Source organism: Halorubrum californiense DSM 19288 (assembly GCF_000336875.1).
GTDB lineage: Archaea > Halobacteriota > Halobacteria > Halobacteriales > Haloferacaceae > Halorubrum > Halorubrum californiense.
Genome location: NZ_AOJK01000068.1, coordinates 1 through 11,838, shown reverse-complemented (window position 1 = coordinate 11,838; position 11,838 = coordinate 1). Strand labels below are relative to the sequence as shown.

11 protein-coding genes and 1 pseudogene are annotated in these 11,838 nt (G+C 58.7%); 4 read left to right on the top strand and 8 right to left on the bottom strand.

The window, feature by feature from the left end; translation table 11 throughout:
• Nucleotides 1–198 precede the first annotated feature (198 nt).
• The gene (locus C463_RS14225) at nucleotides 199–1,881 is read right to left on the bottom strand and encodes a hypothetical protein (protein ID WP_008445047.1); all 1,683 of its coding nucleotides are present in this window, start codon (nucleotides 1,879–1,881) and stop codon (nucleotides 199–201) included.
• A 126-nt stretch (nucleotides 1,882–2,007) separates the two neighbouring features.
• A complete protein-coding gene (locus C463_RS14220) occupies nucleotides 2,008–2,361 on the bottom strand; it encodes an Hsp20/alpha crystallin family protein (protein WP_008445046.1) in 354 nt (117 codons plus the stop codon).
• Between the two features lie 569 nt (nucleotides 2,362–2,930).
• Here C463_RS14220 and C463_RS14215 point away from each other — a divergent pair.
• The 3 genes from C463_RS14215 to C463_RS14205 all read left to right on the top strand — a co-directional run bounded on the left by C463_RS14215 (nucleotide 2,931) and on the right by C463_RS14205 (nucleotide 6,506).
• Nucleotides 2,931–4,445: an MATE family efflux transporter gene (locus C463_RS14215; protein WP_008445044.1), complete on the top strand. Its 1,515-nt coding sequence runs from the start codon at nucleotides 2,931–2,933 to the stop codon at nucleotides 4,443–4,445.
• Nucleotides 4,446–4,746: 301 nt separating this feature from the next.
• Nucleotides 4,747–5,223: a hypothetical protein gene (locus C463_RS14210; RefSeq protein WP_008445038.1), complete on the top strand. Its 477-nt coding sequence runs from the start codon at nucleotides 4,747–4,749 to the stop codon at nucleotides 5,221–5,223.
• A gap of 434 nt (nucleotides 5,224–5,657) precedes the next feature.
• Nucleotides 5,658–6,506, top strand: a complete 849-nt coding sequence (locus C463_RS14205; protein WP_049905974.1) for a phosphorylase family protein — start codon at nucleotides 5,658–5,660, stop codon at nucleotides 6,504–6,506.
• Between the two features lie 98 nt (nucleotides 6,507–6,604).
• Here C463_RS14205 and C463_RS19045 read toward each other — a convergent pair whose 3' ends face one another.
• The 4 genes and pseudogenes from C463_RS19045 to C463_RS19800 form a co-directional block, all read right to left on the bottom strand.
• On the bottom strand, nucleotides 6,605–6,781 hold the full coding sequence (locus tag C463_RS19045) for a hypothetical protein (protein WP_160163109.1): 177 nt from the start codon (nucleotides 6,779–6,781) through the stop codon (nucleotides 6,605–6,607).
• 35 nt (nucleotides 6,782–6,816) lie between these two features.
• A pseudogene (locus C463_RS20335) lies at nucleotides 6,817–6,921 on the bottom strand (DUF7342 family protein); the annotation flags it as partial.
• Between the two features lie 168 nt (nucleotides 6,922–7,089).
• Nucleotides 7,090–8,994, bottom strand: coding sequence for an ABC transporter ATP-binding protein (locus C463_RS14200; RefSeq protein WP_008445030.1), 1,905 nt, complete (start codon nucleotides 8,992–8,994; stop codon nucleotides 7,090–7,092).
• Between the two features lie 266 nt (nucleotides 8,995–9,260).
• Complete coding sequence (locus C463_RS19800; protein ID WP_008445029.1) at nucleotides 9,261–9,530, bottom strand: hypothetical protein; 270 nt, start codon at nucleotides 9,528–9,530, stop codon at nucleotides 9,261–9,263.
• Between the two features lie 238 nt (nucleotides 9,531–9,768).
• Between C463_RS19800 and C463_RS18105 the strand changes: the two genes are divergently transcribed.
• Nucleotides 9,769–9,972: a hypothetical protein gene (locus C463_RS18105; RefSeq protein WP_080510859.1), complete on the top strand. Its 204-nt coding sequence runs from the start codon at nucleotides 9,769–9,771 to the stop codon at nucleotides 9,970–9,972.
• Nucleotides 9,973–10,117: 145 nt separating this feature from the next.
• On the opposite strand, the gene C463_RS19795 is transcribed toward C463_RS18105, so the two are convergent.
• Nucleotides 10,118–10,681: a transcription initiation factor IIB gene (locus C463_RS19795; protein WP_275039303.1), complete on the bottom strand. Its 564-nt coding sequence runs from the start codon at nucleotides 10,679–10,681 to the stop codon at nucleotides 10,118–10,120.
• Nucleotides 10,682–11,597: 916 nt separating this feature from the next.
• Nucleotides 11,598–11,738: a DUF7563 family protein gene (locus tag C463_RS20330; RefSeq protein ID WP_449271969.1), complete on the bottom strand. Its 141-nt coding sequence runs from the start codon at nucleotides 11,736–11,738 to the stop codon at nucleotides 11,598–11,600.
• Nucleotides 11,739–11,838: the final 100 nt, after the last annotated feature.

Sequence of the window (11,838 nt, the reverse complement as noted above, 5' to 3'; positions counted from 1 at the left end):
CCCTCACGACAGTCCCAAAGAAGTGCGCACAGACCGGAGTACCATCGAAACTGATGGGAAGGTTGCTTCCGGGGAGACGACATAGCTAAGATCCCGCGAGAGGAATCCCACGGCTTCAGCCGTGGGAGGATGTCAAGAATTAAGGGCCAAATTCGTGGCGTTTCTTTTGAACCTGCGAGGTGCCGTTGGGGTCGGAGTTTATTTTGAGCCGACGGTGTCCCTCAGTGCCTGTTGTACTCGGTACAACGTGTACACAACGGAGAAGCCGACGATGAGTACCGCCGCACCAACCACAGCGAGTACCGGGCCGGATGCTGGCTCCTTCAGGTCAGCATCCGTGCCGCAGTTTCCGCAGCCGTCGTCACCGCAGTTCCCACAGCCCGGTGCGTCCGCCGAGTCATCGTCCGTAGCCGAAGTTTTTGCGCTGTGTTGATTGCCTCCGTTGGCCCCGCCTGTATCCGGCATGCCACGCCCGCTGTCTGTTTCGGGAGCCCGGTCGTCCGGATGGGTGTCACCTAGTGTCTCGTCTGGATCGTCTGTGGGGGCGACTGGGCCAGCGGTCACCTCGACTGCGTCGGTAGCCTCGCTAACCGAGCTGTCGGGCTCGTTGAAGAGTTGCGGCGCGTGCGAGCGAAGCGCCTCTAGCCCGGCTTCGATCTCTTCGCGGTCTTGGTGGCCCACCGCGAACTCCGACAGCTCTTCGACCATGTCACGGGCGCGTTCGGACTCGTTCGCCTCAACGTAGCTCCGGGCCGCATCAAACATCGAACGAGCGAGCCAATGCGCAAACACCGGATTCTCGTAGCGCATTTCAAGCTCTTCGAGGCGTTCGAGCTTCGTCTCGCCTGCCTCGATATCCCCGTCGAAAAAGGAGGCCCGAGCAGAGAAGAACATCGCCACTGCCGCCCATGTCGCGCTTGAGGGCGTCGAGAGCTGCTCGTAGTGGGCAGCCGTCTCGCTTGCCCAGTGTTCGACGCGGCTGATGTCGGCCGCCTCGAAGCTCGCACGCGCAGCGTTGGCTGTCGCAACCGGGAGCCACCGGGTTATCGACTCCGCTTGGGCTGGATACCGGTCAGCGAGCGCTTCGATCCGACCAATCCGGTCTTCGATCGCTTCGATGTCGGTCCGCTTGGCGTCGGCATTCGTTCGTCCAGCGAGGACACCAGCAAGCCCCGCAGCGACATCGCCGTCGGGATGCGTCCGGAACACCTCTTCCGCGCGGGTGACACGATTCTCTTCGTCCGATGGCTTGCGAGCGCTGTCAGCCGTCTCGGTTGCGTCAGTGTCTCCTAGCGGTACGTCGGTGGTCCCGTCGTTTTCCTGTTCAAGCCCTTCGCCACGGTATAGTTCGGCGTGGGCATGCGCTCGCAGCAACGCAGCGGCGACGTCCGGCTCAGAATGGGTCTCGTACACCGTTTCGAGGCGGTCCAGTAGCGGCTCGATCCGATCGCGACGGTTCCCCTTTCCGTTCGCGTGGATCGTCTCCGCGGTCGCCCGTGCCAACGGCGCTGCGATTGCCGGCTCGGGGCGGGGGTCGTACAGTTCTTCGATTCGATTTCGGTATGCCTCAATACGGCCTGGATCGATCGCAGCCTCGTAGAGATTGTCACGGGCCCGCACGCTCGTCGCGTTCGCGAGGGCGTTCGCCAAGTGGACCGCAACGTCGTTGCTCTCGTCGCGACCACGGAGTTGGTCCAGCCGTGTAATCATCTCGGCCTCAGCGTCGAACTCTCCCCGCTTCCCGTAGGCATCGGCGAGCGCGACGAGGGCATCAATCAAGCGGGCGTGATCGTCCGCACTCCTCTCAGCTGGCTCTGTCGTGCCGATCGCTTCAACACATCGCTCAAGTTCATCGATAGACCGCGTGTCGCTAGATCCCATATGTGTTGGTCCATAGTTTCCCTGTCCCAATGTAAACGCTCGCCTTCGAGACCAGGTTGTAGGGCCCTAACTCACCTTCTGCCACGTGTAACGGATTCCGGATATCATGTGATATCCAGCGTTGATTTAATGGAAGCCGATATTCGCCGGATCGGTGCCATGATCCATCGTTATCTCGAGAATGCCATTGTTGAGACTCCAGTGTAGAGATTGCTCGTTGACGTACGATGGGAGGTTGACCCGTGTCATGACCGGGCGAGGCTTCACCGCGGCATAGATGGCGACGGTCCGCCCATCGCATTGGATCTCCATGTCGTCTGCCGTGACGTCAGGGAGTTCCGCAACCACTCGGATCTCATCGTCGTATTCGTGGACGTCGACGGGCGGTTCGTCGCCTCCGGTCATCCCAGCCAGCAGGTCCTCAATTCCGTTGAACCCACCACCGAACGGATCTTTGTCATCGTCTGGGTTCCGTCTCATTGTCTTGGGGACGGGAGGGGCGCCAATAAGCCTTCGGCGCAGTGCTCCGACAACCACCGTCTTGGTCGCTCTGTTCGTCACTCGATACGTGGGTTACAGTAGTTCGAGGAGAAAGCCCACGAGTTCAGTCGTGGGATGAATCCGACAGTGACCGAAACAGGTATATCGGTACGTTTCGTGAGTTGTGCTACCGAGTCCGAGGTAAGGATACGCACGTCACCGTGGCGGTAAATGAAGCCCGCTATCTCGGTCGAGGGCCGTACTGGCACGGCCCACAACCCCACCGCCTCATACGAGTGGGGAACCTCTCCGTCGTGGGCACGGTCTGTGGCCGTGGAACCCCACGACTGAAGTCGTGGGAGGATGTCAGTCTTCACCGTCCCCACTGGCTATGTACACACGTCTCACCGCTGCTAGTCAGTGAACAGGATATGGCCGCTCCCTGCGGACCGTTTAATAATTCAGAGCCTCTGTTGTCCTATAGTGTGGATATTGGTCGCCACCGTGTCCCTGCGAGTCACAAAACAGCGTCTTGACGCCGATATGATTGGCACCAGCGGTGACACCGCATGAGTATCACCAGTCGCCTTGCGGGATTATTCAAGAGCCAATCGGAACTGGACCTGACGAGCGGATCGATCCCGAAGTCGCTGTTTTTCCTCTCGTTCCCTATCGTCATCACGAACCTTCTCCAGGTCGGCTACAACCTTGCCGATACGTTCTGGCTCGGCAGATTCAGTACCGAGGCGATCGCTGCGATCAGCCTCGGGTTCCCGCTCGTGTACCTGTTCATCTCTCTTGGGCTCGGCCTCACCGTTGCCGGGAGCGTGCTCGTCGCGCAACACACTGGTGCCGAAGAATCGGCCGAAGCTGAGTACGCCGCCTCGCAGACGGTGACGTTCACCCTACTGGCTGGCGCCGCGATCGGGGCGGTCGGGTTCATCTTTATTGACGAACTGCTCCAGGTGTTCGGTGCGGAACCGGCCGTGCTGTCGCTCGCCGTCGACTACATGGAAGTTATCAGCGTCGGGCTGCCGTTCCTCTTCGGGTTCACTGTGTTCATCGCGCTGATGAGAGGCGCCGGGGATACCATCACGCCCATGCTCGTCATGCTCGGGACGGTCGTGCTCAACGTCGCGCTCGATCCACTGCTAATTTTCGGTGTCGGGCCGCTCCCTCGACTCGGTGTCGAGGGCGCAGCGGTCGCGACAGTCTTTTCTCGCGGGTGTGCGATGGCCGTCGGCCTCTGGCTCATGTTCCGTGGATCTCACGGCATTCAGATCCACTTCCGACAGATGGTACCCGACCTCGGGTACAGCAAAAAGCTCCTCCGAATTGGCGTGCCAGCGTCCGTCGAGAACACGGGCCGAGCGATTTCCGTCAACGCCGTCTTGGTCATCGTGACACTGTTTTCGACATCCGTTATCGCAGCGTTCGGCGTCGGCATCCGCGTCTTTTCAATGATATTCATGCCCGCCATCGCTATCGACCGCGGCGTCGAAGCCATGACTGGCCAGAACATCGGTGCCGGCCGCGAGGACCGCGTCGTCGCGACGAACCGATTCGCCGCGAAGACGTCGTTCCTCTTGCTGTCTGGGCTGGGCGTGCTCACCTTCGTGTTTGCCCCGTCGATCATCCGCGTGTTTGACAGCACGCCGGCAGTCGTGGCCGAGGGCGCGACGTTCCTCCGCTGGATCGCTCCCACCTTCGGTTTCGTCGGCATCCTGCGGGCCTACAGCGGTGGTTTCCGTGGGGCTGGAAAGACACTGACTGCTGCCACGATTGCGGTTGTGTTGTTCGGGTTTATCCGATTACCGATCGCGTACGTCGCTTCACAGGGGCTCATTCCATTCGACGTCTGGTTTCTGGGCGGTCGGACACCGACCGGGATCTGGTTCGCGTTCGCCGTGTCGAGCGTCGTCGCCGCTGTTGTTGCCGCCAGTTGGTTCGAGCTCGGGAAGTGGCGTGGAGCGAAGCTCACAGAACAATCGGGAGGGGAGTCGACTGACAGCGCTGAGCAGGCAGTCAGTACTGGTGGGGGAACCGCGGATGTCGACCCAGACTCCAACGTGAGCGACGACTGATCGATCGCGTAGAGACAACAGGGCAGTGACTACGCCCGGCCCGACCGCTATCTCGACTTCGGGCAACCGGGTACGGTCCGCCGGATCTCTTCGTCTGTCCGCTCAACGGCCGAGCGTAGCGACCTACTGTACGGCCGCTCCGCTATCCTTCCTCGTCATTTTATCGGGGATCGTGTACCGCTCAGTAAGAGGAGAACCGCGAAGACGTGTTAGTGAAGTACGCGCTGGACTCTGAGCAAGGTTGATACTTGATAGATACAAATCCGCACTAACGATGCCAACATCCCCTCTACGAGGCCTAGTGAACGCACCCCGTCAGAAACCGATCCAGACGGGGAAGTTCTGTGGGATTCTGTTGGTCCTCGTGTTAGCATTCGCTGGCTTCTTTCGGATCGTCGACGCAAGTCTGCTGGTCGATGACCCCCGACTGGCAGATGGGCAGTTCCTCACCCTGCTTCTTGTGCCCCTCGTCAGTGCGGGACTCATGGTAGTCATCGTCACCGAGACGGTGATAACAGGCTACAATGTCATCCGGACCGATGCCAGCGTAACAGATCAGCTAATGGGCCGGCCGGGATACGTGGCACTCCGTGGTGCTGAGGCTGGCACTGCGGTTGCTGGTGTCCTCGTGATGGTCGCAATCGTGCCAAGGTTGTTCTCCGAGGGCACGCCAGCCCCGGCAGGTGTTGGGTTGTTGTTGCTCTTGCTGGCAATTGGGGTCGGGATTCTTGCGCTGAGTTTGCTTCGATCGTTCGCTGAACTCGTTGTCTACCGCTGAGTCTCAGCTCCGGTAGTTCAATTTCTGAATAGAGAGGCGGGATACAGCACCGTAGCAGCGCTGACGCCTTCCATGCCAATAGAAGATCAGATTAATTTTTGCTCCCTCGCGCCCAAAATATCTTTCCTTCCCCGGCCGAGTCCGGCCGCTCCGTCGCCGCTTCGACCTTTGCTTCGTCCGAGAGCGCTCCCGCGCCAGACAGATGGACGGGCGGGGCGTCCAGGAGGCTCACGCTCACGTGGAACGACTCCCCGTCGGAAGCGCGATAGCAGCGATTATATCGATCTGTCTTGAATCTCAGTCTCGAAAAGTGCCCGCGCTGTGGCGTGGAAATACTCAGTCTGAGTACCCGTTGTGCTTAATTATTTGATAAACAGACGTTCAGAAACGTGGCGATAGCAACATAATAGCTGATATCGTACACAAGAACACAAATGACAGTTGAGCCTACCGTAGTAGTACTCCCAGCATTCGAGGAGCTTTCAGCTGCGCCAATCGACGGGGAAGTCGGGCCTTGGGAATCTGTATACGACTTCACGCACCGATACACGATTGACGGCGCACCGTCACCGCTTCGGTACGATCCGTGTGGGGTCGGCGTCGTGCCGACTGGGATCGGAAAGGTGGCAGCGGCTACGACGACAGCAGCGCTGTGCGCCAGCGAGAAGGTCTCTCTGGAAAACTCCCTCATTTTGTCAGTCGGCATCGCCGGCGCGCCACCAGAAGTACCTATTGGCTCGGTTGTGGTGGCTGACAGCATCGTCGACTGGGATGACAAGTGTCGGTTCGATCCGACCGAGGACAACGCCACGCCGATCGAAACAGATCCGTACACTGGCGATCAGGGAGTCTTCGACTTGGATACACACCGCGTGTCATGGGCCGAGTCACTGAGCGAGGACTCCCAGCTCACGGAGGTGTCAGGAGAACCAAAGCCAACGGTTGACATCGGCACGAACGTGTGTGCAGATGAACTTTGGCACGGTCAAGCGGTCGCAGAGCACGTGGCGCAGTTCGTCAGTAAGCGTCAGCGTGAACCATACTTAGTAACGGAGATGGAAGACAGTGGTACAGTAGCGGCCCTTGATCGGTTTGGACTCGCGGATCAGTACCTCAGCATTCGTGGCGTGTCAAACCACGACCGACCAAAGCCGGGAGAGTCTGGCCGTGAGTCGCTTCTTCACACGAGTTCAGGGGCGTCAAATAAAAGCAGCTACACTGTGGGGCTCGAGAATGCTGTCAGCGTTGCGAGTAATCTTGTCGCCAACGAAATTACGGATTGAGCCTCCCGCGCGAAAATTTGCGGACTGCTGTCACCTCGGTATTAAAATAGTGGTTCATGATAACGGGAATGGAAACGCTTCCGGTGAGTACAAGCCCGTCACGCGGTTGAATTCATCTCACTAAATACCTCTACTAACGTTTCGAAGAACGTGAGTATTTCTTCAAGAAGTGGTATGATATCTACACTCGAGCTCCCATCACCACTAGCCGCAGCTGTACCGGTGAAGAGAGCCAGCACGGTAACGGCCGTGAGTAGCGCAATTTTCTGATTCATGCTTGTTAATTGACAAGAACTCAACAGCTATGAAACTACCGACGGTCGGGCTCTGTCGTCGGAGCGAGCAAGTCCAATTCGCGGATGACAAAGCCACCGATCTGAATACGCCGCTGAAGCTGCTCCCACTCACGAACCAGCGGAGAGCCGGTCTGGCGTGCCAACAGAACCCCTGGCCGAGAGTCAGTCGTCGGCCGGAGACGCCTCAGCCTGCCCCTGCCNCGATCTGAATACGCCGCTGAAGCTGCTCCCACTCACGAACCAGCGGAGAGCCGGTCTGGCGTGCCAACAGAACCCCTGGCCGAGAGTCAGTCGTCGGCCGGAGACGCCTCAGCCTGCCCCTGCCAGAGGTTCGCATATGTTCCGCCGCCCGCAACCAGTTCCGCATGAACCCCCTGTTCGACGATCTGACCCTGATCCATCACGACGATCTCGTCGGCGTTCTGAATCGTTGACAGCCGGTGCGCAATGATGAACGCCGTCCGCTCCTCGACCAGGCGCTCAAGGCTCTCTTGGATCAGTTCCTCGGTCTCCGTATCAACGTCTGACGTGGCCTCGTCAAAAACGATGATCTCGGGATCGTTGAGTAGTGCCCGGGCGATGGCGAGGCGCTGCCGCTGGCCGCCAGAGAGTTTGATACCTCGCTCGCCGACTTGGGTGTCGTACCCGTTGGGGAGGTCTTCGATGAACTCGTCAGCTTCGGCAGCCTCAGCCGCCCGCTCAACCCTGTCACGGGCGTTCTCATCGGGTCCATCCGACCACTCGGACTCCAGTATCTCGCGGTCACCATACGCGATATTCTCCGCGACAGTTCCTGAGAACAGGTACGGATTCTGCTCGACAATGGCGATAGCGTCTCGTAATGACTGGAGGTCGTAGTCCCGGACGTCAGTCCCATCAACCCGGACTTCACCGTCACTGACATCGTGGAACCGGGGAATAAGTTTCAGGAGTGTTGACTTCCCGGCCCCGGTCGCCCCGGCTAGCCCAATCGTTGTTCCCGACGGCACATCGAGTGAGACGTTTTGAAGCACCGGCTCGCGGTCCCCGTAGGCGAACGTAACGTCGTCGAACGTGATCCTCCCGTCGATCGAGTCGGGGACGTGCGCTTGGTCAGGGCTAGTGATTGTGGGCTCGCGGTCGAGCAGCCCGAACACGCGCTCGGCGCTGGACTTCGCAAGCTGGTACTTGTTCGCTGACTTCCCAACCCGACGCATCGGCGAGTACAGCCGCCGCAACAGGAGGAAAAAGAGCGCGAACCCGCCGAGGGTCAGCACCCCTGCCTCACCGGGAACACCTGTGATGATGTCAGTCCCACCGATGTAGAGTACGAGGACGAACACAACGCCGGTCAACAGCCGTAACGTCGCAAAGAACCCGCGTCGAATCCGCAGCGCTGCGACCTTCTCGTCGTGGTATGCCTCGCTCTGCTCAGCGACCCGACCGTGCTCGAAGCTGTATCGGTCGAACGCCTTGATCACCGCGGCGCCGCCGAGGTTATTCTCAAGCCGCGTGTTCAGCCGAGCGACAGTCTCGCGGATCGACTTATACCGAGGCTCGATCCAAGTAAGAAACTGGCTGCTCGCCAGACCGATGACCGGGACCGGTGCGAGCGCAATGAGTGCCAGCTTCGGCGAGTACGTCCAGAGGATGATCGCAATGCCGCCGACCGTTGCGACGACGCGGATGAGTTGTCGGAACTCCGTGTTGAGGAACTGCTCAAGCCGATTGATGTCGCTGTTGAGAATCGACATCATGCCGCCGGTCTGATGATCGGCGAAGAAATCCATCGAAAGTCGCTGAAGGTGGTCATACGTGTCGTTTCGCAGATCACGTTGGACCTTCTGGGCAGTCGCTTGAAGCAGATACCGGGACACAAACCGAGCGACCGACCGGACCACGTACGCGAGCACCGCGATGAGCACGAGCTGTTCGAGTACCGCGAGGCGAGCTGCTTCCCCAGTGATCTCACCCGGTGGTAGCAAGCCGACGTCGGTCAACAGCCCCGCGTCAGCAGACCCACGGATTGCTCGATCGATGGCAGCTGCGACGACAATCGGTGGCACCAGTCGGGCGAACCTAGTGAGGAACGCCGCAAACACGCCGAGCGTGAGCGTCGGCCAGTAGCGTTTGGCGTACCCGAGCAAACTCAGCATCGGGTGCCCGTCTACGTTCTCACGGACGTGTTCAAACCCGCCGTGGTCGTCTGTCACTAATTGCGATAGCGCGCTCGCGTACAAGTATCCGATGACCCGTGAACGTCCTGTACGCAGCGTGAGGTGGTTCTGAAGTCTCCGTCTGGAGCGGTCGTGAACGTGAGTGCCATGTTACGGCCACACCGTATCGAGTGTATGTCCACCAGCTCGTTTTGATACGTCTCGACGACATAGACGGTCATTCGACTCTGGTTCCAGTTGTCGACAAATTTCGTACTGTTGCCATCCGAGACTGTCGGCACGCGGTCCGAACGCACATGGGTTTAGAGGGTGACGTTGGTGTAGTTCGCTTCGGCCCGTAGTTCTTCCATCTCGACAAGCCTCTGACGTCCAGCTCTCGTGGTAACGTCGAAGCGAAGCGCTTCTGCGCTCTCTTGCGTGGTTTGAAACACCGTGACTTGGTAACTCGATTCTCGCTCGTTCTCGATGAGAATTTGCGTTTCGTCACTGGAGAGCAGCGTCGTCCAACCGGCGATCAGTACGAGACAAGTCAGGAGACCGGTGAGAACCGCTCGTCGGGAGGGCAGCCGCACAGTGTCAACAACTGCCCGTCTTCTATTATCTGTTTTGACCAATCAACGACCTCGCGGCATAGCGAACTCAGACTCGTTGGTGGCCTCGCAGACAGGGGTGGATACGTATGTAGAATTCTGTGTAACAGTGGGTCGTCGATCTACAAACGACTCGCGCGCTCTATTCAGCAGCNGAGTTTATCATATTGAACCCAGACTTCCAGAACACATATGTTCGTAGCTTCCGACTGAGGGGGTAATGTCCGCGCTTCAGTCTGCCCTCCTCAATTGGAATTCGAGTCGGATCATAACTGCCGTCATAGCCGGCACTGCGGTCTTTCTCGCGTCCCAGGTTACTGATGGAGTTCTCTTGGAGTTTGGTGTGGCAGTTGTCTTAGCAATGGTACTCGATATTCCATGGTGGTTGTACAATCATCATACCACCCAGTCTGTAGATGGGTGACAGTCTCACGCGCTCTATTCAGCAGCAACTTTGCTAACTACTAGAACTCTATTATCAGCGGTGTAGTTGATTACCGGATTCTAACACATCCATGGACACTGTCCAATTCGAACCTACTCAAGCACAAGTCAGCTACTCACTGTGCCTATTCATCCTTGGTATCTGTTGCGGCCAAAATCTCAGGATACCGGTTCCGTATCGTCATCTCGCTCACGTCCGTAGCATGAGCGATATCTGCCTGTCGGAGAGACTCATCGCACTGTTTGGCAGCCGCGTACAGTGCCCCCGCGGCGATACCTACCGGATGTTTCCCGCTGTGTACGCCGTTTTCAACCGCTATTCCGGCGAGACGTCGTGCCTCTCGTTCTGTCGCGTCCGTACACTCCACGTCCGACGCGATCCGTCCGATGAACGAACGAGGATCTGTCGGAGCAATTTCTAACCCGAGTTCACGTGAGACGTGTCGATATGTCCGCTCAACGCGAATTTGTTCGACGCGACTCACCGTCGAGACCTCGTCGATAGAGCGTGGGGCACCATCCATACGACTCGCCGCGTACAACGCTGCAGTGGCGACTGCTTCGATAGCTCGACCCGGAAGGAGCCCCTCGTTGAGTGCGCGTCGATAGATAACACCCGCTGTCTCGCGGGTACTCTTGGGGACGCCGAGCGCGGAGGCCATGCGATTGATCTCACCGAGCGCATGCATGAGGTTTCTATCCGCCGATGTGCGTCGTCGGAATCTATCATCCCACTTCCGAAGGCGACGCATCTGTTGTCGCCGTTCTCCCGATAGTGAGTTTCCCTTTGCGTCAGTGTCTTGCCATCCGACCATCGTGGACAACCCCTTATCGTGTAAGAGGTTCGTGCTTGATGGTCCGACGCGAGATTCCTTCTCACTAGTCGCGTTCGGCGTGTACAGCGTGATACTCGTATCGAGCGTCGCATCCGGCACAACAAGTCCACAGTCGTCACAGACTACATCCACGTCATCGTCGTCTCGGCGAAGTCGCCCGCTACACTCCGGACACGCAGTTTGATATTGAGACTGTCTGTCCGTGTTCGGCTCTGAAACGGAGTCGGTAATAGACTGTTCGTCGCCGACTTCGTTTGATGAGTGGCTATCGCTCTCATCTTCGCGAGAAACGGCCTCGGGTCGCTCTTCGGTAGTGCGCTCGTTCATCACGTGGCATCACCTCTCTTGCTTGTGACAGCACAGCCACGACCGCGTGTCTGGCCTGTACTGGTCATCATGTGCTTTGAGCAGGCGTCGAGTCGCTGATTCTAATACCATGCGCGGTCACTCTCGTAGCAACGGCAGACGGAACTGACCACACCGTCTCAGTGGGTACTGCCGTCCCATCGACCGCGAGACAGACGAGCTCTCCGCGCCCACGGCGCGCCGCAACGACGAACTCGAAGCGACGGGATCGGGTGTCGACCGCCGTCACGTGGATTGTCGAGAGCCCTGCGGAACTCTCCCACGCTGTCGTATCGACGACGTTGAGCTCACCCGCTGGCGTAACGAACGGCGAGCCACAAGCCGGACAGGTACCCTCATGTGGCGTCGTTCCAAGGTACCCGTAGTCGGTATCGCACGCGAAACAGTGTTCCATGGTTCGCTGTCAGCGACGATTTAGTACTGTTTCTGCGATGTTCGCTTTACTGGAACACGATGGGCAGGCAACGACGTCACCGCCGTCTAACCCGAACACGGTCACGAATCGCTGCGAGACGTGGCCCCCGCAATGTGTACACTCTGGCATCAAATCACCCGAGCGAGCCCTCCATCTCGAGTTCGACGAGCCGATTCAGCTCGACGGCGTACTCGATCGGCAGCTCCTCCGTGATCGGCTCGATGAACCC